This window comes from Enterobacter cloacae complex sp. P43RS (assembly GCF_014930585.1).
GTDB classification, from domain to species: domain Bacteria; phylum Pseudomonadota; class Gammaproteobacteria; order Enterobacterales; family Enterobacteriaceae; genus Enterobacter; species Enterobacter bugandensis.
In genome coordinates this window covers 1-21,367 of sequence record NZ_JADBRJ010000013.1, presented here as the reverse complement: position 1 = coordinate 21,367, position 21,367 = coordinate 1, and the positions used below count along the sequence as shown (strand labels likewise).

21 protein-coding genes and 1 pseudogene are annotated in these 21,367 nt (G+C 56.9%); 4 read left to right on the top strand and 18 right to left on the bottom strand.

The features are described 5' to 3' along the window. Positions 1-20: 20 nt before the first annotated feature. The gene (gene traF, locus IM294_RS19545; protein WP_153657273.1) at positions 21-1,280 is read right to left on the bottom strand and encodes a conjugal transfer protein TraF; all 1,260 of its coding nucleotides are present in this window, start codon (positions 1,278-1,280) and stop codon (positions 21-23) included. A 225-nt stretch (positions 1,281-1,505) separates the two neighbouring features. Next, positions 1,506-1,994: a cupin domain-containing protein gene (locus IM294_RS19540; RefSeq protein WP_045260944.1), complete on the bottom strand. Its 489-nt coding sequence runs from the start codon at positions 1,992-1,994 to the stop codon at positions 1,506-1,508. A 115-nt stretch (positions 1,995-2,109) separates the two neighbouring features. On the opposite strand from IM294_RS19540, the gene zur reads away from it, so the two are divergent. After that, positions 2,110-2,622, top strand: coding sequence for a zinc uptake transcriptional repressor Zur (gene zur / locus IM294_RS19535; RefSeq protein WP_028015164.1), 513 nt, complete (start codon positions 2,110-2,112; stop codon positions 2,620-2,622). 48 nt (positions 2,623-2,670) lie between these two features. Here the strand turns inward: zur and IM294_RS19530 are convergent, their stop codons facing one another. The 5 genes and pseudogenes from IM294_RS19530 to IM294_RS19515 all read right to left on the bottom strand — a co-directional run bounded on the left by IM294_RS19530 (position 2,671) and on the right by IM294_RS19515 (position 5,487). Further along, entirely contained in the window at positions 2,671-2,880 is a 210-nt protein-coding gene (locus tag IM294_RS19530) for a CsbD family protein (RefSeq protein WP_014882139.1), read from the bottom strand. A gap of 49 nt (positions 2,881-2,929) precedes the next feature. Beyond that, positions 2,930-3,004, bottom strand: a pseudogene (locus IM294_RS22275) (hypothetical protein); the annotation flags it as partial. Continuing rightward, on the bottom strand, positions 3,001-4,338 hold the full coding sequence (gene dinF / locus IM294_RS19525) for an MATE family efflux transporter DinF (protein WP_126818750.1): 1,338 nt from the start codon (positions 4,336-4,338) through the stop codon (positions 3,001-3,003). The pseudogene IM294_RS22275 and the gene dinF, both read right to left, overlap by 4 nt. A gap of 63 nt (positions 4,339-4,401) precedes the next feature. Continuing rightward, a complete protein-coding gene (lexA, locus tag IM294_RS19520; protein ID WP_028015162.1) occupies positions 4,402-5,010 on the bottom strand; it encodes a transcriptional repressor LexA in 609 nt (202 codons plus the stop codon). 108 nt (positions 5,011-5,118) lie between these two features. Then, a complete protein-coding gene (locus tag IM294_RS19515) occupies positions 5,119-5,487 on the bottom strand; it encodes a diacylglycerol kinase (RefSeq protein ID WP_014830281.1) in 369 nt (122 codons plus the stop codon). A gap of 154 nt (positions 5,488-5,641) precedes the next feature. Here IM294_RS19515 and plsB point away from each other — a divergent pair, with 154 nt between their 5' ends. Further along, positions 5,642-8,062: a glycerol-3-phosphate 1-O-acyltransferase PlsB gene (plsB, locus tag IM294_RS19510; protein WP_028015161.1), complete on the top strand. Its 2,421-nt coding sequence runs from the start codon at positions 5,642-5,644 to the stop codon at positions 8,060-8,062. Between the two features lie 102 nt (positions 8,063-8,164). On the opposite strand, the gene gntU is transcribed toward plsB, so the two are convergent. From gntU to IM294_RS19485, 5 genes are all read right to left on the bottom strand, one after another. Next, positions 8,165-9,505, bottom strand: coding sequence for a gluconate transporter (gntU, locus tag IM294_RS19505; RefSeq protein WP_126346023.1), 1,341 nt, complete (start codon positions 9,503-9,505; stop codon positions 8,165-8,167). Positions 9,506-9,508: 3 nt separating this feature from the next. After that, complete coding sequence (gntK, locus tag IM294_RS19500) at positions 9,509-10,036, bottom strand: gluconokinase (RefSeq protein ID WP_045260947.1); 528 nt, start codon at positions 10,034-10,036, stop codon at positions 9,509-9,511. 126 nt (positions 10,037-10,162) lie between these two features. Then, positions 10,163-11,158, bottom strand: a complete 996-nt coding sequence (gntR, locus tag IM294_RS19495) for a gluconate operon transcriptional repressor GntR (RefSeq protein WP_014882133.1) — start codon at positions 11,156-11,158, stop codon at positions 10,163-10,165. A 91-nt stretch (positions 11,159-11,249) separates the two neighbouring features. Further along, complete coding sequence (locus IM294_RS19490) at positions 11,250-11,945, bottom strand: pirin family protein (RefSeq protein WP_003861565.1); 696 nt, start codon at positions 11,943-11,945, stop codon at positions 11,250-11,252. 123 nt (positions 11,946-12,068) lie between these two features. After that, a complete protein-coding gene (locus IM294_RS19485) occupies positions 12,069-13,106 on the bottom strand; it encodes an oxidoreductase (protein ID WP_028015159.1) in 1,038 nt (345 codons plus the stop codon). A gap of 256 nt (positions 13,107-13,362) precedes the next feature. On the opposite strand from IM294_RS19485, the gene yhhY reads away from it, so the two are divergent. Then, the gene (gene yhhY / locus IM294_RS19480) at positions 13,363-13,851 is read left to right on the top strand and encodes an N-acetyltransferase (protein WP_063155548.1); all 489 of its coding nucleotides are present in this window, start codon (positions 13,363-13,365) and stop codon (positions 13,849-13,851) included. 48 nt (positions 13,852-13,899) lie between these two features. Here yhhY and ggt read toward each other — a convergent pair whose 3' ends face one another. Further along, complete coding sequence (gene ggt / locus IM294_RS19475) at positions 13,900-15,642, bottom strand: gamma-glutamyltransferase (RefSeq protein ID WP_041911549.1); 1,743 nt, start codon at positions 15,640-15,642, stop codon at positions 13,900-13,902. A gap of 126 nt (positions 15,643-15,768) precedes the next feature. On the opposite strand from ggt, the gene IM294_RS19470 reads away from it, so the two are divergent. Next, positions 15,769-16,140, top strand: coding sequence for a DUF2756 family protein (locus tag IM294_RS19470; protein ID WP_045260950.1), 372 nt, complete (start codon positions 15,769-15,771; stop codon positions 16,138-16,140). Here the strand turns inward: IM294_RS19470 and ugpQ are convergent. The 5 genes from ugpQ to ugpB form a co-directional block, all read right to left on the bottom strand. Further along, the gene (gene ugpQ / locus IM294_RS19465; protein WP_126818749.1) at positions 16,130-16,870 is read right to left on the bottom strand and encodes a glycerophosphodiester phosphodiesterase; all 741 of its coding nucleotides are present in this window, start codon (positions 16,868-16,870) and stop codon (positions 16,130-16,132) included. The genes IM294_RS19470 and ugpQ overlap by 11 nt on opposite strands. After that, the gene (locus IM294_RS19460; protein WP_048957463.1) at positions 16,867-17,937 is read right to left on the bottom strand and encodes a sn-glycerol-3-phosphate import ATP-binding protein UgpC; all 1,071 of its coding nucleotides are present in this window, start codon (positions 17,935-17,937) and stop codon (positions 16,867-16,869) included. Before IM294_RS19460 ends, ugpQ begins: the two co-directional genes overlap by 4 nt. Position 17,938: 1 nt before the next feature. Then, positions 17,939-18,784 carry a sn-glycerol-3-phosphate ABC transporter permease UgpE gene (gene ugpE / locus IM294_RS19455; protein WP_028015153.1) on the bottom strand — a complete coding sequence of 282 codons (846 nt, stop codon included), beginning with the start codon at positions 18,782-18,784 and terminating at the stop codon, positions 17,939-17,941. Continuing rightward, positions 18,781-19,668: a sn-glycerol-3-phosphate ABC transporter permease UgpA gene (ugpA, locus tag IM294_RS19450; protein WP_023618241.1), complete on the bottom strand. Its 888-nt coding sequence runs from the start codon at positions 19,666-19,668 to the stop codon at positions 18,781-18,783. The genes ugpE and ugpA overlap by 4 nt, the downstream gene beginning before the upstream one ends. A 106-nt stretch (positions 19,669-19,774) precedes the next feature. Then, a complete protein-coding gene (ugpB, locus tag IM294_RS19445; protein WP_023326491.1) occupies positions 19,775-21,091 on the bottom strand; it encodes a sn-glycerol-3-phosphate ABC transporter substrate-binding protein UgpB in 1,317 nt (438 codons plus the stop codon). Between the last annotated feature and the right edge of the window lie 276 nt (positions 21,092-21,367).

Below are 21,367 nucleotides of genomic sequence, written 5' to 3'. Positions count from 1 at the left end.
CGCAGCGCCTCCGGTGTACTTTAGAACGTCATGCTCAGCTGAGCCCCTGCGCCCCAGGTTTCGTCCTCGCCATACAGGCCCATCAGGTCAACATGAACGGTATTGAACGGCGCGAAACCGACACCGCCGGTAAAGACGTTGCTGTCGTTCCCTTTCATATCCGCACGATAACCGGCACGCACAGCCAGCCAGCTCAGCGGAGTCACTTCAGCACCGACCCCAACATACTGCGACGTATCTTCGCTCTTAAAGCCTTTGGTTTCGGTCAGATCGCCATCGGCGGTCAGGGTCACCAGATCGTTGTGCCAGGCAGCGCCCGCGGTCACCAGCGGACGGATCTGGTAGGTGTCTTTATAGCTCACCACTTCCCCCGTACGCCCGTTGCGGATGCGGATATCTTTGGTGTCGATATCGCGCGACATCAGGTTTTGCCCGCTCACGCCGACCGTCCAGTTTTCGCCAAAATCAGCGGCAATACCGGCATCGACGTTAAAGCCGGTATCGTCTGTACGGTAGCGGCTATCGTTCCACTTATTACTGTCGTAATCGTAGATCGAGGTGGTGTAGTTATAGATCCAACTTTTTTGCAGTTTTGGCGTCACGCCCACGGAAACCGGAACGCCGCCAAGGTCAAACTGGCGGGCAACGGCAATACCGTAGTCGGAGATAATCGCCGCCCGACCGGACGCCGTTGAGTTGAGGTTTTTAGTGATCTGGTCCGTGCCGTTCAGCGCAGCGTCCAGGGCAACGCCGGCAGCCACCAGATTGCTTCTTTGAATACCGCGCAGATAATCAATATCCTGCTGGTCGATAGACGAACTTACCCGGCCATGGGCGTACCCTTTCGCCATAAAGGCCACGGAAAGCACATCGTTAGGGATACTCACGGCAAGGCCTGCTCCTGCCGTCGCGCGAGCGGTTTTGCCCTTGAGATAGTCCAGCTCATCGGCCAGATCTTTGGCCGCGCCCTGGAACTGGTTGATGGAGCCTAACGGATTAGTAATAACCTCGATTGGCGTAAGGTTATCAACCACATCCTTATAGTGATTGATTTTGTCGTTGATGGTATCAATCTCATCCTGAAGATTGTCCTCATCCGTTACCTGCACCCCAACGGATGGCAAAATAACCGTCACGTCATCGTCCGGTTTTGCCTTTGCCAGCAGCGCGGGGTTAATTAACGCCCCGCTACCATAATTGCCCGAAGCAACGCCGGTGCCCCCCATCGCGTCACTACGTGATTCTGTCCAGGTATTGGCTGCTCCCGCCTGATTTGCCATAAACAAGGAGACAGCGATGCTAACCACCGAAAATTTAAAATGTTTTTTCACAGTATGCCCGTCTTATAGTCTGTTATGAAATAACCCCTGTCTGTTATCCCCCAAACAGGCGCGAACTATTGCTGTGAATAAAGATAAAAAGACCCGCTAATTCATTCCCTAAGTAAAACTTCCTTACGGCCTGTTGTAATTTGTGACGGCCCTCAATATTTATAGAAGAGGAAATTATTTTTTCCCAGGTTTTCCATCGTGCGGCCCAAAAAACTGTGGCGGATGGTCTACCCAGCGATCTTCCCGCGTGGCGGCATAAACCGGATTGAGCGGATAGTAGATGCGGTTGTGCTTCTTGTTGGCCTCCCCCACCACCAGTAGCCGAACCTCTTCCTCGGTGTTGTTGATAAAGGTGTGGCACACCCCCGTTCCGGCGGGAAAGCCCACGCTGTCTCCGGGTTCGAGTTTCCACAAATAGCCATTAATCCAGGCTTCAGGATAGCCCTCAAGCACGTAGATAAACTCTTCTTCGTCACTTTCCGCATGGGGATAGGACGTCCGACGCCCCGGCGGTAAACGTTCATGATGAATGCCTATACGCCTGAGGCCCAGGCTGCGCGCCAGCGGCGATCCGATGGAAAAAAGCTCGTTACTGTCGGGGTAGGTGGCGTCATCTGGCCCTTCTACGTCGCGCCAGTGCTTGATACAGTCTGGTTTTTTCATTGTTACATTCCCGGTTTGCGATGCGTCAGGTATAGCACAGCCTGGCGGATATCGGTGTTTTTGCCAGAACATGATAAAGTGAGGGTTTTATCTCCCAGAACATCCGAGGTGCTAAATGGATAAGTCCACAAAAGAGCTGTTAGCGCAGGCCGAAAAGCTGTGCGCGCAACGCAATGTGCGCCTGACCCCGCAGCGCCTTGAAGTCTTGCGCCTGATGAGCCTGCAACAGGGGGCGATCAGCGCCTACGATCTACTCGACCTGCTCCGCGAAAGCGAGCCGCAGGCTAAACCTCCCACGGTGTATCGCGCGCTGGATTTCCTGCTGGAACAAGGGTTTGTGCATAAAGTCGAATCCACAAACAGTTATGTCCTGTGCCATCTTTTCGATCAGCCAACGCATACATCGGCCATGTTTATCTGCGATCGTTGCGGCGTGGTGAAAGAAGAGGGAGCGGAAGGCGTAGAGGACATTATGCACACGCTGGCGGCAAAAATGGGTTTTGCCCTGCGTCATAACGTGATTGAAGCGCACGGGCTGTGTTCTGCATGCGTTGAGGTGGAAGCCTGTCGACATCAGGATGCGTGTCAGCACGACCACTCAATTCTGATAAAGAAAAAGCCGCGTTAGCAGCAAAAGAAAGGCGGCTCTTAAGCCGCCTCTGTGGGTTATTCAGCGCTACCAGCGGTAGTCGTTACGGGTTTCCCAGTCTTTGACTTCGTTTTCCGCCTGATCTTTCGCGTAGCCGTAACGTTCCTGAATTTTACCGACAAGCTGATCGCGCTTGCCTTCAATGACGGTCATATCGTCATCAGTCAGCTTACCCCACTGTTCTTTCGCTTTACCTTTGAACTGCTTCCAGTTGCCGCCGATTTCGTCTTTATTCATCATCGTGTCCTCTTAGTTAAGCGTCGGGTCGTAACGTCCGTTACGTTCTTTTCTGCTGGACGTGATAATAATTGTAGTTGAGGATTCGGCAGTTGATTTCATATTCGGAATCTTTAACCGTCACGATATATCGTGACGGGAAGGAAGCCAGGTATTATTTTGCCAGTGGCGATGCCAGATAAAGGCAAGCGAGAGGCCGCGCAGGGAGAGAAAGACCGCAAGCGCCAGCCACAAACCGTGATTACCCAGCCACGGAAGCGTCAGCAGCGACAAACCAAACCCCGCCGCCGCAACCGCCATACTGTTGCGCATTTCCGCTCCGCGCGTCGCACCGATAAACATGCCGTCCAGCAGATAACACCACACCCCCACCACCGGCAAGATCACCTGCCAGACGATGTAGTGGTCCGCCAGTTCACGTAAAGCCGGGATCGAAGTGAGTAATGCAATAATGTCACGGCCAAAACAGGCATAAATGAGTGCAAACGCCAGTGCCACCAGTCCCGCTTGTCGACAGGCTGCCCGCCAGACATCCCTAAGCTGGCCACTTTCCCGCGCGCCGTACGCCTGCCCGGAATGCGCCTCAACGGCGTAGGCGAAGCCGTCCAGCGCGTAGGCGGTAAACGTCAGCAATGTCATCAGGACCGCATTCACCGCAACGATCTCAGGCCCAAGACGGGCACCAAAAACCGTCAATGCGCCAAAACAGAGTTGTAGCAGAAGCGAGCGCAGCATGATGTCACGGTTGAGCGCCAGCAGTTTACGGATATTGCCGCGCCATGCGCTTTTCAGCATTACAAGGGATATCCCGCGCAGGGCCAGCACGCGCCAGACCATCCACAGCCCAATGAGTAAGGTTCCGTATTCGGCAATCGCCGTCGCCAGTGCCGCACCGCGCACGTCCATATGCAGGCCCATCACCAGCCAGAGATCGAGCACAATGTTGAGAAGGTTTCCCACGACCAGCAAAATCACTGGCGCACGGGCGTATTGCACACCCAGTAACCAACCCAGCAGAACCAGGTTTGCCAGCGAAGCGGGCGCGCTGAGCCAGCGGATTTCAAGGAAGCGACGCGCCTGCTCCAGTACCGCCTCGCTGCCACCAACAACATGGAGCGCAAGGTCTATCAGGGGCGTGCGCAGTAAAACAATGAGTACCCCCGCGCCAAGCGCCAGGATCAGCGGCTGCACCAGCGCACGCGCCAGACGTAACGGATCTTTCGCACCATACGCCTGTGCGGTGAGCCCGGTGGTGCTCATACGCAAAAAGAGCAGCAGCATGAACAGAAAGCTGGTTGCCGTCGCGCCAATCGCCACGCCGCCAAGATAAACAGGGGAATCGAGATGACCAATAACGGCCGTATCGACCAGACCCAGCAAGGGCACGGTGATATTGGAGAAAATCATCGGCAGGGCAAGACGCCACAATGCCTTATCAGATGCCGTCAGCAGTGACATGAGAGATACCGGGAAGGGTAAATGAAGCAGGCTACAGCGAAAGCGTAGCCTGTCAGGAAGAGATTACAGCCATTCGCCGTTACGAATCACGCCAACAGCCAGACCTTCAATAGAGAAGCTCTGTTCGCGGAGGTCGACCACAATCGGGGTGAACTCGTTGTTTTCGGGCAACAGCTGAACAGTGTTACCCTGTTTTTTCAGGCGCTTAACGGTCACTTCGTCATCAATGCGCGCAACCACCACCTGGCCGTTTCGCACATCCTGCGTTTTGTGAACGGCCAGAAGGTCGCCATCAAGAATGCCGATGTCTTTCATCGACATCCCGCTAACGCGCAGCAGAAAATCAGCGCTCGGCTTGAACATACCAGGATCGACCTGGTAGTGACCTTCAATATGCTGTTGTGCCAGCAGCGGTTCACCTGCAGCAACGCGGCCTATCAGCGGAATGCCCGTCTCTTCTTCCACCAGCAGGCGGATACCACGCGACGCGCCTGACACAATCTCAATCACACCCTTACGCGCCAGCGCTTTCAGGTGTTCCTCGGCAGCATTCGGAGAACGGAAACCCAGACGCTGCGCGATTTCCGCACGCGTGGGTGGCATACCCGTCTGGCCGATATGATCCCGAATGAGATCAAACACCTCTTGCTGCCTGGTCGTTAATGCTTTCATTCCGCCCCCTGGGTGTATATACAGTTATGCTGTGAGTATATACAGTCAAAGGCGATTTTGGAACCAAAAACTGCACAAAAAACCAGGGACTTAATTATTCCTCGAGCATCATCGGAAATGTGACCAAAGCAGCGTGACCCAGGTAATGGCTGCGGTGATAATCGCCAGCAGGACAGCGGCGGAGCCCATATCTTTCGCGCGGCCAGAGAGCTCGTGAAAATCAGAGCCGATCCGGTCGACCACGGCCTCAATAGCGCTATTGAGAATTTCCACTATCATCACCAGAAGTACGGAACCGATGAGAAGCACGCGGGTAATGGCATCTACATCAAGGAAACAGGCGATGATAACCGCGACGATAGCGGCGACACCTTCCTGGCGAAAAGCAGCTTCATTGACCCACGCGGCACGGAAACCTTTCCATGAATAGCCGGCGGCTTTGATGATACGCGTCAACCCAGTGGTATTATTGGCCATTAAAAGAACCTTTTTTAAAAAAGAGCGTCAGTAACAGGAGCTGCAGCGCGTTTCGCTGCCGCCTGAAGTATGACGGGTAACAACAGAAATTTTGCGCGCTTTCTGTTATCCTTGCGCCGCAATTGCATTATTAACCAGAGGCTTTACATCGTTTATGTCCGGCTGGCCACGAATTTACTACAAATTACTTAATTTACCATTAAGCATACTGGTAAAAAGCAAGTCTATCCCAGCAGAACCCGCGCTGGAACTGGGGCTCGATACGTCGCGCCCTATTATGTACGTTTTGCCTTATAACTCTAAGGCAGACCTGCTAACGCTCCGTGCCCAGTGTCTGGCGCATGATTTACCCGATCCGCTTGAACCACTGGAAGTTGACGGCACTTTGCTGCCGCGCTACGTGTTCATTCACGGCGGGCCACGCGTGTTTACCTATTACACACCGAAAGAAGAGTCCATCAAGCTGTTCCACGACTATCTCGACCTGCACCGCAGCAATCCTGACCTGGATGTGCAGATGGTGCCGGTATCGGTGATGTTTGGTCGCCGTCCGGGCCGCGAAAAAGGCGAAGAGAACCCGCCGCTGCGCATGCTTAACGGCATCCAGAAATTCTTCGCGGTCTCCTGGCTGGGACGCGACAGCTTTGTGCGCTTCTCCCCTTCCGTCTCCCTTCGCCGAATGGCGGACGAGCACGGCACTGACAAGATCATCGCGCAAAAACTGGCGCGCGTGGCGCGTATGCACTTCGCCCGTCAGCGCCTGGCGGCCGTAGGGCCACGTCTTCCGGCGCGTCAGGACCTGTTCAACAAGCTGCTGGCCTCCAAAGCGATCGCCCGCGCCGTTGAAGACGAAGCGCGCAGCAAGAAAATTTCCCATGAGAAAGCCCAGCAGAACGCCATTGCGCTGATGGAAGAGATCGCAGCGAACTTCTCCTACGAGATGATTCGCCTGTCCGATCGTATTCTCGGCTTTACCTGGAACCGCCTGTATCAGGGCATCAACGTGCATAACGCTGAGCGTGTACGTCAACTGGCGCACGATGGCCATGAGATTGTCTATGTCCCCTGCCACCGCAGCCACATGGACTACCTGCTTCTCTCCTACGTGCTCTATCACCAGGGACTGGTACCGCCGCACATTGCCGCCGGTATTAACCTGAACTTCTGGCCAGCAGGCCCGATTTTCCGCCGCCTGGGTGCGTTCTTTATTCGTCGTACCTTCAAGGGCAACAAGCTCTACTCCACCGTGTTCCGCGAGTATCTCGGCGAGTTGTTCAGCCGCGGCTACTCCGTAGAGTACTTCGTGGAGGGCGGGCGCTCCCGTACCGGTCGTCTGCTCGATCCGAAGACCGGCACGCTGTCAATGACCATTCAGGCGATGCTGCGCGGCGGTACGCGTCCAATCACGCTTGTGCCAATTTACATTGGCTATGAGCACGTGATGGAAGTGGGCACGTACGCCAAAGAACTGCGCGGCGCGACCAAAGAAAAAGAGAGCCTGCCGCAGATGCTGCGCGGCCTGAGCAAGTTACGCAACCTGGGTCAGGGCTACGTAAACTTTGGCGAGCCGATGCCGCTGATGACGTATCTGAACCATCATGTTCCGGATTGGCGCGAGTCTATCGATCCTATCGAAGCGGTGCGTCCGGCCTGGCTGACGCCAACGGTGAACGGTATCGCGTCCGAGTTGATGGTGCGCATTAACAACGCCGGTGCGGCCAATGCGATGAACCTGTGCTGTACGGCGCTGCTGGCTTCACGTCAGCGTTCCCTGACCCGTGAACAGCTCACTGAGCAGCTGGACTGCTATCTGGACATGATGCGCAACGTGCCATACTCAGTTGATTCGACAGCTCCTTCTGCTACCGCCAGCGAGCTTATCGATCACGCGCTGCAGATGAACAAGTTCGAAGTCGAGAAAGATACGATCGGCGATATCATCATTCTACCGCGCGAGCAGGCCGTACTGATGACGTACTACCGCAACAACATCGCTCATATGCTGATGCTGCCATCGCTCATGGCGGCCATTATCACCCAGCATCGCCGTATTTCACGTCAGGAGCTGTTGCGCCACGTTGAGACGCTCTACCCGATGCTTAAAGCGGAGCTATTCCTGCGTTGGAGCAAGGAAGAGCTGGCCGTTGAGCTGGATAAACTGACGGAAGAGCTGCGCCGTCAGGGGCTGATCACCGTTGCGAACGACGAGCTGCACATCAATCCGTCACGCTCCCGTACCCTGCAACTGCTGGCGGCCGGTGCGCGCGAAACGCTGCAGCGCTACGCCATTACGTTCTGGCTGCTGAGCGCGAACCCGTCCATCAACCGCGGCACGCTGGAGAAAGAGAGCCGGACGCTGGCGCAGCGCCTGTCCGTTCTGCACGGCATTAACGCCCCGGAATTCTTCGACAAGGCGGTATTCAGCTCGCTGGTGCTGACGCTGCGTGACGAAGGCTTCATCAGCGATACGGGCGATGCCGAGCCGGAAGAGACGCTGAAGGTTTACCAGATGCTGGCTGAACTGATTACGTCGGATGTGCGCTTGACGATTGAGAGCGCGACGCAGGGCGAGTAACACAATGCCGGGTTATGGCCCGGCCTGATGCCCTGGATAATAAAAAAGGCCCGGTAAGCGCTGACGCTACCGGGCCTTTTTTGCCTTGTTAAATCATTGCATTTAGCTGAGCAGCGTAAAGGCAATCATCCCGACAATGGCCCCGGTGGTGCCGAGGATGGTTTCCATCAGCGTCCAGGTTTTCAGCGTTTGCGCTTCGGTGGCGCCAGTAAACTTGCCGAACAGCCAGAAGCCAGCGTCGTTAACGTGAGAGACCACAATTGACCCGCCCGCGATGCAGATAGACAGTGCGGCCATCTGGGCACCGGAGTAGTTCAGCTGTTCAATCACCGGCATCACCAGACCCACGGCGGTTAAGCACGCCACGGTTGCAGACCCCTGAATGATACGCACCGCCGCAGCCAGCACGAAGCAGGTTACCGCAATCGGCAGGCCCATTCCGGTCAGTGCTTCACCCAGAGCCGGGCCCACGCCGGAATCCACCAGCACCTGCTTGAACACGCCGCCGGCACCGATCACCAGCAGGATAATACCCGCAGGCTGCAACGCCGCACCACAGATCTCCATCACGCGGTCTTTCGGCATACCCTGGCGCATCGCCAGGCCGTAAATCGCCACCAGACACGCCACCAGAATCGCCGTGAACGGGTGACCAATGAACTCAAACCATTCGTACGCGGCAGAACCGACCGGCACAAAGCGCGCGGCGATGGTTTTCAGGCCCACCAGCACCAGCGGGAGCAGGATCAAAGAAAGGCTAAAGCCGAATGACGGCATTTTGCCTTCGCCCAGGTGCGGCTCGGAGATGTCGTCCGGGATGTGCAGCTCAACGTAACGGCTGATGAAGTTGCCCCACAGCGGCCCGGCAATAATCATCCCCGGGATGGCCGCACACAGGCCAATCAGGATCATCCAGCCAAAGTCGGCGTGCATCTGGGAGGCCAGCAGCATCGGCGCCGGCCCTGGCAGCAGAAACGCCGCAGCCGCCGCCACGCCCGCAAACAGCGGAATGACCAGCTTCACGAGGTTAGTGCCGGTATGGCGCGCCATGGAGAAGGCGACGCTGATGAGCAGCACCACCGCCACTTCGAAGAACAGCGGCAGTGCGCAAATCAGACCGGCCAGGCCAATCGCGTAGTGCGCGCGGCTGTGCCCGAAGGATTTGAGCATTTTGACGGCAATCTGGTCGACCGCGCCCGTCTCATGCAGAATCTTGCCAAACATCGCGCCCAGCGCGACCACAATCGCCAGGAAGCCCAGCGTGCCTCCCATCCCTTTTTCCATCGTCGCGGCGATCTTGTCGAGCGGCATACCGGAAAAGAGACCTGCACCAATAGAAACCACCATCAAAGCAACGAAAGCGTGCATACGCGCCTTCATCACTAAAAACAGCAGCAGCAATACCGAACCCACTGCTGTCAAAACTAGCGTTAATGTACTCAAAACTTACTGCCTTTTGTTAATGACCTCGATGGTGCTGGCTACAACACCTTCCAGCGGCTGATCGATATCAACCACTAAGACGTCTTTTTCATCTTCACCCGGCTCCTGAAGCGCTTCGAACTGCGTCACCAGCATCTGGGTTTTAAAGAAGTGGCCTTTACGCGCTTTCAGACGGCTTTCAATCACCCCGAAATCGCCTTTCAGGTAGATGAACGAGAGGTTCGGATTGCCGTCGCGCAGCAGGTCGCGGTAGGTTTTTTTCAGCGCGGAGCAGACGATCAGGGAAACTTTGTTGGTGCGCTGCATCGCGAACGCGGCGTCATTCAGCGCCTGCAACCACGGTTTGCGGTCGTCATCGTTCAGCGGTTCGCCGGAGGCCATTTTCATGATGTTGCTGCGCGGATGGAGGAAGTCACCATCAAGAAACGCAGCCTGAAGTTGATGCGCCACTTCGCTCGCCACGGCAGATTTACCGCTACCGGACACGCCCATCAGGACGTAAACGTGGTGATCGTGATTAGTCGTGCTCAAAGGGTGTCCCTCAGTCAATTGTTACGGGTAACAGTTATCGGTAACATTGTCCTGCTGGGGCAAAAGAGAAGCAATATCCAAACGTGCGCGAAGTGAATAAGTGTGAGCTACTTCAAATTTGTCAGTTCAAATAGATCCACCCGGTGACAAGGTGAAACCTAAATCTAACATTTTAGGGGTAACCGTCTCTCCACGAATGCGCGCCAGCAGGCGTTCTGCACCAATGCGGCCCATGCGTTCACGCGGTGTCAGAACGCTCGCCAGACGCGGCTCCATCACCTGACCAATATCGTGGCCGTGGAAGCCGGCAATCGCCATATCCTCAGGGATCTTCAACCCCAGACGCTGGCATTCGAACGCTGCACCGACCGCAAGGTCATCGTTGGTACAGAAAATACCGTCCAGTTGCGGATACTCGCGTCGTGCCTGACGCATCAGCTCAATACCCGAGGTGTAAGATGAGGACTGCTCCACCATCACGCTGTACGGGGTTAAATTTGCGTCGAGCATCGCCTGCTCGTATCCCTTCTGTTTGATGATAGTACGTTCATCAAGACGCGCACCCAGATAGGCAATATGACGATGACCGCGGGCGATGATCGCCGCTGTCATCTGACGAGCCGCTTCAAAGTTATCGAACCCAACGGCGATGTCGAGGCATGGCGACTGGCTGTCCATGAGCTCCACCACCGGAATACCGGCGACTTCAATCATTTTGAGCGTGCGGGCAGTGTGGGTACGTTCGGTTAAAATCAGACCGTCAATGTTCCAGGAAAGCATTGATTCAAGACGTTCCTCTTCCAGTTCCGGCTTGTACCCATAGTGAGCGAGCATGGTCTGGTAGCCAAACGCATCGGTGACGCTTTCAATGCCGCGCAGAACTTCAGCGAAAACCTGGTTGGTCAGGGAAGGAAGCAGAACGCCCACCGCACGGCTGGTCGCATTGGAGAGAATATCGGGGGCGCGGTTGGGAATATAACCCAGTTCATCAAGGGCGGCGGCAATCTTGCCACGCAACGCCACGGAAACCTGTTCCGGGTTACGTAAAAAACGGCTGACCGTCATTTTGGTCACACCGACGCGATCGGCGACATCCTGAAGTACGGGGCGTTTCTTTTTCATCGTCCTGAGAAATCTTGAAGTGAGAGATTTGCTCAGTTTATCACGGACAAAGCTCAACCTTCCCCGTTTAAAGGGAAGGTTGAGAAATTATTTAGACCGGAGGCAGGTCAAACAGCAGGATTTCGCTTTCGCTGTCGGCGTGCACGGAGAGCGCCTGCTCATCCCAGACGGCCAGACCATCGGCGGTGGTGGCTTTGGTGCCGTTGATAGACACTTCCCCTTTCACCACCTGGATCCAGACGCGGCGGTTGGCGGCAATCTGGTGCACGGACTGCTCGTCTTTCGCCAGCGCCCAGCGGTACAGCTCCATATCCTGATGCACTTTCAGGGAACCTTCACGCGCGTCCGGGGACAGCACCAGCTGTTTGCCCTGTTTCGCGTCGAAGCGGCGCTGCTCGTAGCGTGGCGTGATGCCGGTCTCTTCTGGAATGATCCAGATTTGATACAGGTGCAGTTTTTCCGTTTTGCTCGGGTTGTACTCAGAGTGACGCACCCCGGTACCCGCGCTCATAATCTGGAACTCGCCCGCCGGCACCTGCTCTTTGTTGCCCATGCTGTCCTGGTGCTCAACCGCCCCTTCCAGCACATAGGTCAGGATTTCCATGTCTTTGTGCGGGTGGGTACCGAAGCCCTGGCCTGCATCAATCACGTCGTCGTTAATCACGCGCAGCGCGGAGAAGCCCATGAAGTTCGGGTCGTAGTAGTCGGCAAACGAGAATGAATGCCATGAGTCCAGCCAGCCATGATTTGCGTGACCGCGTTCGTTTGCTTTGCGTAAGTAGATCATTGTTTTCACCCTCAGTTCGTTTCGATGGAGTAAGTGTGGACTCAAACGGTCGGGGATCATAGAGGGTGAAAATTGACTCCTCTGTTCAAAAATTATGAACAAGCCCAGAGGAGCCGTTTTTGCTTATTTCGCGAGGGTTACCGTGGCAGGAGAAGCCTGTTCGAAGGCCCGTTCAAGGATTTCAAGGTTGGTCAGAACGTCAGATTCCTTGACGTAATTCGGCGCGCCGCTGGTAAGGGTTTCATATAGCGCATCATAGACGCGGCCATAGTCGCCGGTTTCCGGTTTCAGCTCTTCTTTGACCGTCACCCCCTCATCGTTCACATACTCCAGCACGCCCACGGAATCGTCCGCCGCAAAGCCCGGTTCGCCCGGCATGATGTTGGCCTTCAGGCTGGTCTCCTGCTGGTCAATGCCGTACTTAATGAACGAGCCTTTGGTGCCATGAACGATAAATTTCGGGTAGTCGATTTTCACCAGATGACTGGTTTTAACGATAGCCTTAAGGTCGCCGTAGAACAGCTGGGCCTCGAAGGTGTCGTCCGGATTGGCTTTGTTGCGCAGGCTGCGGATGTCGTAAGCCACGTGGTCCGGGCGGCCAAACAGGGAGATGATCTGGTCCATGGTGTGTACGCCCAGACCATAGAACGAGCCGTCCTGCGGCAGGCCGGGCTGGGTTTCCGCCACCGGGCGGTAGTAATCGAAGTGGCTTTCGATTTCCACAATGTCGCCAAGCTTGCCGCTCTCAATCGCCTTTTTCGCCGTCAGAAAACAGCTGTCAAAGCGACGGTTCTGATACGGTGTGACGGTCAGCCCTTTGCTTTTCGCCAGCGTAAACAGCGCTTTCGCTTCGGCAATGGTCGGGGTGAACGGCTTTTCCACCAGCACGTTCTTGCCCGCTTCGAGCGCGCGTTTCGCATAGTCAAAATGGCTGTCGGCGTGGGTGCAGACAACCACCAGCTTTACCTGCGGGTCATTCAATACTTCATCAAGATCGCTGGTGAAGTGAATGTGGGAGTACTGCGGGGATTGCTCTTCCGGCTTCGCGCGGCGGCGGTAGATATGGGCCACATGCCAGGTGTCTTTACGGTGGAGGACATACGGAAGGTGGTAACGCGTGGTGCTTTTGCCAAATCCAATAAATGCGCAATGTAGTGTCATGGCTCAGTCCTTTTGGAAGGTTACTGAATCTAACCATAACAAAAAAAAAGCCAGCGAGAAGCTGGCTAAAGTAATACTGGAAGCAATGTGAGCAATGTCGTGCTTTCAGGTTCCCGTAGGGGTCCTCCTGAATGCAAAGCAATAATAATCATTCTCATTCGCACTTGTCCAATACTTTTTGCAAAAAATAGCGGTTGACTCAAATTTTAAAGTCATTGATGTTGGAGGGGACTTTTAACCGACTGAGGAACAAGGAATGAGTGAGATAGTGATACGCCACGCTGAACCGAGAGATTACGATGCCATTCGTCAGATCCACGCCCAGCCGGAGGTGTACCACAACACGCTACAGGTTCCTCATCCCTCAGAGCAGATGTGGCATGACCGGCTAACCGATCAGCCCGGCATTAAACAGCTGGTGGCTTGTATCGACGGGACCGTCGCCGGGCACCTGTGCATTGCCGTCGCACAACGCCCGCGTCGCAGCCACGTTGCCGATTTCGGTATTTGTGTGGGTGCGCAATGGCAAAATCGGGGCGTTGCCAGCGCGCTGATGCGAACCATGATTGATATGTGCGACAACTGGCTGCGCGTCGATCGCATTGAGTTAACGGTATTTGTTGATAACGAACCGGCAATCGCGGTGTACAAAAAGCACGGGTTCGTAATTGAAGGCACCGGCAAGCGCTACGCCCTGCGCAACGGCGAATATGTGGACGCGTACTTCATGGCGAGAATGAAGTGACACACTCCCCTCTCCCCTTTGGGGAGAGGGTTAGAGTGAGGGGAATAATCAGTACCCCGCCGTCAAATCATCCACCGAACGCGGATCCGACGCGCCAAATAGCGCGCCGTCTGGCCCCACCATAATGCTCTGGGTGCTGCCCATCGCCTCTTTCACCGCAACCTTCTGTCCGCGCTGCTCCAGAAGCTTGATGGTGTCCGGGCTAAAGCCCTTCTCCACGCGCAGTTCATCCGGCAGCCACTGATGATGGAAACGCGGCGCATTGGTCGCCTCGGCGACGTTCATGCCAAAGTCGATGCTGTTCACCACCATCTGTAGCACGGTAGTTATGATGCGGCTCCCGCCAGGGCTGCCGGTCACCAGCCAGGTTTTCCCGTCTTTCACCACGATGGTTGGCGACATGGACGACAGCGGACGCTTCTTCGGCCCCACCGCATTCGCATCGCCGCCGACCAGCCCGTAGACGTTTGGCACGCCCGGCTTGGCGGAGAAGTCATCCATCTCGTTGTTCAGCAGAATGCCGCTGTTGCCCGCCACAATCCCGGTGCCAAAGGTGGTGTTGAGCGTGTAGGTCACCGCCACCGCATTGCCGTCTTTATCCACCACCGAGAAGTGCGTGGTCTGGTTGCTTTCATACGGCGCCAGCTTGCCGGGGCGGATCTCGCTCGACGGCTTAGCCTTGTTGATGTCGATCTGATCGGCAATGGATTTTGCATACGCCTTGTTGGTCAGCGCCTGCCACGGCACCTTCACGAAGTCCGGATCGCCGAGGTATTCCGAGCGGTCGGCATAGGCGCGTTTTTCCGCCTCCGCCATCACCTGCATGGCATCCGCGCTGCCGAAGCCGAACTTGTGCATATCAAAGTTTTCAAGAATATTGAGGATCTGCACGATGTGAATGCCCCCGGAAGACGGCGGCGGCATGGAGAACACCTCGTAGCCGCGGTAGGTGCCGCTAATCGGCTCGCGCTCCACCGCCCTGTATTCCGCCAGATCCGCTTTGGTGATAAGCCCCCCGTTCTTCTGCATCTCTTCGGCAATCTGGTCGGCAATCGCCCCTTTGTAGAACGCGTCCGGGCCGTGCTCCGCAATCAGCTCCAGGCTTTTGGCGAGATTCTTCTGCACCAGCTTATCGCCCTTCTTCAGCGGTTCACCGTCTTTCCAGAAGATCGCCTTGCTGTTTTCGTGATTGGGAATGACTTCACTGCCGTAGGTCTTGAGGTCGTCCGCCAGGGCGTCATTGACCACAAAACCCTCCCGCGCCAGCCTGATGGCAGGCTGCACCACCTTGTTCAGCGGCATCGTGCCGTATTTTTCCAGCGCCAGCGAGAAGCCCGCAACGGTGCCCGGCGTGCCGGAGGCGAGGTGCGAGGTCAGGGATTTTTTACTGTCCGGGTTGCCCTGGTCGTCGAGGAACATATCGCGGGACGCCTGAGAAGGCGCCATTTCGCGGAAGTCGATGGCCGTGGTTTTGCCGTCTTTGGTGCGCAGCATCATAAAGCCGCCGCCGCCCAGATTCCCCGCCTGCGGATGCGTTACCGCCAGCGCATAGCCGACCGCGACCGCCGCATCCACCGCGTTACCGCCCTGCTTAAGAATATCGACGCCCACTTGGGTCGCCAGCGCGTCAACCGAGGCCACCATGCCGTGCGTGGCCCGCACGGGGTGAAAAACATCCTCCTCCACGCCGTAAGAGACGGGAGGAGCGGCGGGCGGGTTGGCCGCCACGGTAAATGTGCCGCCTGCCATCAGCGCGGCGATGGCGACCCAGCGCAAGAAGGTTGGTTTCATGATTATTGTTCTCCAGGTGAAGGGATCCATATTCCCCGCTTAAGCCTGGTTCACAACTCCTAAAAAATCATCGTCATGGTGAAATCAGGGTAAACTTAAGAGAGGCCTCAAGAGGAGGAAATGACAATGAAACGCTTGATGATTATTGCGGCGCTGATCCCGTTTGCCGCGCTCGCACAGCCACTCAACACCATGAACAACCCGAACCAGCAGGGTTATGTCATCCCGAGCCAGCAGCGTATGCAGACCGAGATGATGAGCCAGCAACAGCAGCAGAAAGGGATGCTCAATCAGCAGCTGAGAACGCAGACCCAGATGCAGCAGCAGAGCCTGCAAAACCAGATGAACGCCAACACCCAGCGCGTGCAGCAGGGACAGGTGCGCGAGCAGCCGCTGCCAAATAAAAACGGCGGGATGTTAGGGGGCGGGATGTCGCAAAGCAGCGGTCAGCAGCATATGCTGCCGACCCAGCAGAACGGCAGTATGCTCAATAAATAAATTTCGGGCCGATCTGGTCAATCGCATCGGTACAGATACTGTCCACGCCCCAGCGCAGCAGCTCGGCTGCGCGCTGGGGTTTGTTAACGGTGTAGACCAGAATATGCAGACCCGCGTCTTTCAGCATTTTCACCCGCGCCTCATCCAGCAGCTTGTGGTTCAGATGGATCGAGACGCAGCCTAAGCGGCCCGTCAGTTCACGCCAGTCCTCACGCCACTCTTCCAGCAGCAGCCCGCGCGGCAGCTCAGGTACAGCTGCCTGTGCGGCCTCCAGCGCGTCGATGTCAAACGACGACAGCAGCGGCGCGGTCATGCCTTCCCACAGCTCGCGCGCGGCAAGGGCAATCACTTTGCCCGTCAGCGGCCCGGTGCCGGTGGTCGGTTTGATTTCGATGTTCGCCATCATGCCGTGCTGGCGACAGCGATCGGCCACTTCCGCCAGCAGGGGCAGCGGTTCGCCTTTGAACTCGCCGCTATACCAGCTTCCGGCGTCCACCTTCAGCAGATCGCACCACGGCAGTTCACCCGCCACGCCCCAGCCGTTGCTGGTGCGTTCAAGATTGTCGTCATGCAGCAGGAAAATTTCGCCGTCCTTCGACAGCTTGGCGTCGAACTCGATCATCGTGTGGCCGTAGCGCGCGCCGACATCGATCGCCGCCAGGGTGTTTTCCGGGGCCAGCTTACCGCCGCCACGGTGGGCGACGACGTGGGGATAAGGCCAGTTGCTCATACTCGTTGTCCTGTTTCACCGTCAAAAAGGTGCAGATGGTTTTCCGGCAGGTGGAGCCACAGCGTGCTGCCCGCTTTCGGGCGCTCCTGATGCGCCAGGCGCACCACAATTTTTTGCTCGCCCCAGCGTCCGTGCGCCAGGTTATCTGCACCCAACATCTCCAGCGTGTCCATCACCAGCGGCACGCCGCCGTCCGCCTGAGAGGTTAAACCAATATGCTCGGGGCGGATACCGAGCGTCATCTTACGCCCGGCGTAGCCACGATAGTACCAGTTGATCGGCAGCGCCATCCCGCTTTCCAGTTCAAAGTGGGTGCCCGCGCTGCTGATGCGCCCTTCCAGCAGGTTCATCGCCGGGCTGCCGATAAAGCTCGCCACAAAGCGGGTGGCCGGTTTTTCGTACACTTCCACCGGGGTGCCAATCTGCTCGGCAACGCCTTTGTTCATCACCATTACGCGCTGGGCGAGAGTCATGGCTTCGACCTGATCGTGAGTCACGTACAGAGACGTTGTTTTCAGACGACGGTGCAGTTGCTGCAGCTCAAGGCGCATCTGCACGCGCAGCTTGGCGTCGAGGTTAGACAGCGGCTCGTCGAACAGGAATACCGCCGGGTCACGCACGATGGCGCGCCCCATCGCCACGCGCTGGCGCTGGCCGCCGGAGAGCTCGCGCGGGCGGCGCTTCAGCAGACCGTCGAGTTCCAGAATGCGCGCGGCTTCTTTCACGCGCTCCTCGATATGGCCTTTGCCCATGCCGCGGATTTTCAGCCCCCAGGCCATGTTCTCTTCCACGCTCATGTGCGGATAGAGGGCGTAGTTCTGGAACACCATCGCGATGCCCCTGTCTTTCGGCTCCATCTCGGTGACGCGCTGGCGGTCAATCCAGATGTCCCCCGAGGTCACGCGCTCCAGCCCCGCCACCATGCGCAGCAGCGTGGACTTCCCGCAGCCGGACGGGCCGACCATCACGATAAATTCACCGTCCGCCACGTCGAGCGTCAGCGGCTGAATGACCTGGGTTTTACCGTCCCAGCTTTTGGTAACTGCCTGAAGTTTTAAACCTGCCATCTTATTTCTCGCTATCGACCAGGCCGCGGACAAACGCGCGCTGCATGGCTAAAACAATGACTACGGGTGGGATTAGGGTGAGCAGCATCGCCGCCATCACCTGGTTCCAGAGGGTGGTGCCTTCACCGGTGGCAATCATGCCTTTGATGCCCGCCACGGCGGTGCCGAGGTTGACGTCCTGAATAATCAGCAGTGGCCACAGGTACTGGTTCCAGCCGTAGATAAAGGTAATCACAAACAGCGCCGCAAGGTTGGTTTTCGACAGCGGCAGCACGATGTCGCGGAAGAAGCGCATCGGGGAGGCACCGTCGATGCGCGCGGCCTCAATCAGCTCGTCCGGCAGGGTCATAAAGAACTGGCGGAACAGGAAGGTGGCGGTCGCCGAGGCCATCAGCGGCAGGGTTAAGCCCGCGTAGCTGTCCAGCATCTTCAGGTTGGCAATCACCTCAACCGTCGGGAAGATACGCACCTCCACCGGCAGCATCAGGGTGATGAAAATCATCCAGAAGAACAGGTTACGCAGCGGAAAGCGAAACCAGACGATGGCGAAGGCCGAGAGCATCGACACCGTAATTTTGCCAACCGTAATGCCGAACGCCATGATGAAGCTGTTGAGCATCATCAGCCAGAACGGCGCGCTATTGGCGCCCACGCCCTGGGTCCAGATGGTTTTCATGTTCTCGAAAAGATGCCCGCCCGGGATCAGCGTCATCGGCGTATCGAACACCGCTTTGGTGTCCAGCGTGGCGGCGACAAAGGCCACGTACAGCGGGAACAGGATGACGATAATCCCTAAAATCAGCATGGTATGGCTGAAAATCGTCAGCCCGCGACGGTTCTCAATCATTGGTAGCGCACCTTACTTTCAACATAGCGGAACTGCACCACCGTGAGGATGATGACGAGGAACATCAGCACGACGGACTGGGCGGCAGAAGCAGAGAGATCCAGCCCCGCAAAACCTTCGCGGTAGATCTTGTAAATCAGCGTGGTGGTCGCCTGGACCGGGCCGCCCGCGGTGGCGGCGTCGATCACCGGGAAGGTGTCGAAAAAGGCGTAGACGAGGTTAACCACCAGCAGGAAGAAGCTCACCGGGGCAATCAGCGGCAGGGACAGCCTGAAGAAGCGCCGAATCGGCCCTGCGCCGTCAATCGCGGCGGCCTCCACCAGCGAGCGCGGAATGGACTGCAGCGCGGCAAAGAAGAACAGGAAGTTATAGCTGATCTGCTTCCACACCGAGGCGAACACCACCAGGAACATCGCCTGACCGCTGTTCTGGGCGTGGTTCCAGTCGTAGCCGAACTCTGCCAGGAAGTGAGTAATCAGCCCGCGTCCGGGGTTAAACAGGAAGATCCACAGCACGGCGGCAACGGCGGGGGCCACGGCGTAAGGCAGCAGCATCAGGGTCTGATACAGGCGGCTGCCACGCACCACGTAGTCCACCAGCGCGGCGAAAAACAGCGAGGCAACAAGGCCGCTGACGGTCACCAGCGCGCTGAACTTCATCGTCGTCCAGAAGGAGTCCAGGTAGTAGCTGTCATGGAATAGCGCGGTAAAGTTGTCCAGCCCGACGAACTGGCTGGAGAGCCCGAACGGATCGACGCTTTGTACCGAGTACCACAGCGCTTCGCCCGCAGGCCAGATAAAGAAGATAACGGTGATGACCAGCTGAGGCGCGACCAACAGGTACGGCAGCCAGCGGGAGCGAAACACCGGACGGGATGAGGACATGGAGATTGGGTTCCTGAACAATGCCGGGTGGCGGCTGCGCCTTACCCGGCCTGGATGGGGCACGTCGTAGGCCCGGTAAGCGCAGCGCCACCGGGCGAATCACAAATTACGATTTCGTCGACTGCTCAAAGCGGCGCAGCAGCTGATTCCCGCGCTCTACTGCGGAATCCAGCGCCTGCTGTGGCGTTTTCTTCCCGGTCCACACGCTTTCCAGCTCTTCATCCACGATGGTGCGGATCTGCGGCATGTTGCCCAGACGCAGGCCTTTGGTGAACGGCAGCGGCGGCTTGTTCAGCATCTGACGCGTCGCGATGTCCGCGCCCGGGTTTTTGCTGTAGAAGCCCTGCTCGCGGGTCAGATCGTACGCGGCTTTGGTGATCGGCAGGTAGCCGGTCTTCTGGTGCCACTCGGCGGCATTTTCCGGCTTCGCCAGGAAGTCGAGGAATTCGGCCACGCCTTTGTAGGTGCCCTTGTCTTTACCCTGCATAACCCACAGGCTCGCCCCGCCGATGATGGCGTTCTGCGGCGCGCCCTTCACGTCAGCGTCGTACGGCATCATGCCCACGCCGTAGTTGAATTTGGCGTAGTGACGAATATCCGCCAGCGAGCCGGACGAGGCGGTGGTAATGGCGCAGTCGCCGTTGTAGAACTTCTCGGTGGATTCGTCTTTCCGCCCGAAGTAGCTGAAATCGCCCTTCTTGTTCAGTGCTTCCAGCAGTGCAATGTGCTTCACCTGCTCCGGCTTGTTGAACTCCAGTACCGCATCGGTGCCGTCGAAGCCATTGTTTTTGGTCGCCACCGGCAGGCCGTGCCAGGCGCTGAAGTTTTCAATCTGGATCCAGCCCTGCCAGCCGCTGGCGTAGCCGCACTTCATGCCCGCCGCTTTCAGCTTCGCGGTGTATTCGGCCAGGTCCTGCCAGGTTTTTGGCGGCTGCTCCGGATCTAAACCGGCTTTTTTGAAGGCGTCTTTGTTGTAGTACAGCACCGGCGTGGAGCTGTTAAACGGCTGGGACAGCAGGTGACCGGTTTTGGAATCGGTATAGTAACCCGCTACGGTCGGCACAAACTGGGATTCATCGAAGTTGATACCCGCCTCTTTGAACACTTCATACACCGGCTTGATGGCTTTGGAGGCCATCATGGTGGCGGTGCCCACTTCATAAACCTGCAACAGCGCAGGCGCGTTGCCGGTACGGAAGGCGGCGATGCCCGCGCTCAGGCTCTGCTCGTAGTTACCTTTGTACACCGGCACAATTTTGTAATCCGGGTGGGTGTCGTTGAAACGCTGCGCCAGGGAGTCAACCTCTTTACCCAACTCGCCTTCCATGGAATGCCAGAACGGAATGGTGGTCACAGCCATTGCGTTCGTCGCAAAAGCCAGACCCAGTGCCAGACCCAAAGCTGTGTGTCGTAACGATGTCATTGTCATCTCTCTTATTGTGCCGGATGCGCGATATCACGCGTTTTATGCTCGCGAGGTAACATGACATGCTCGAATGACAGAAAAATAACTGTTTGTTTACAGATAAGTGACAGTAAAGGGTCAGGGGGATGATGATTGTGTGAAGGGAATGAGGTGCATGATTGGGTGCGGTCTGGTGCCCTCACCCCGGCCCTCTCCCTGTGTACAGTCCGGGGACATGGTAGACAGGTGTTCGGGGACATGGTGAACACTTTTTAACATCCTTTACCCATGGTG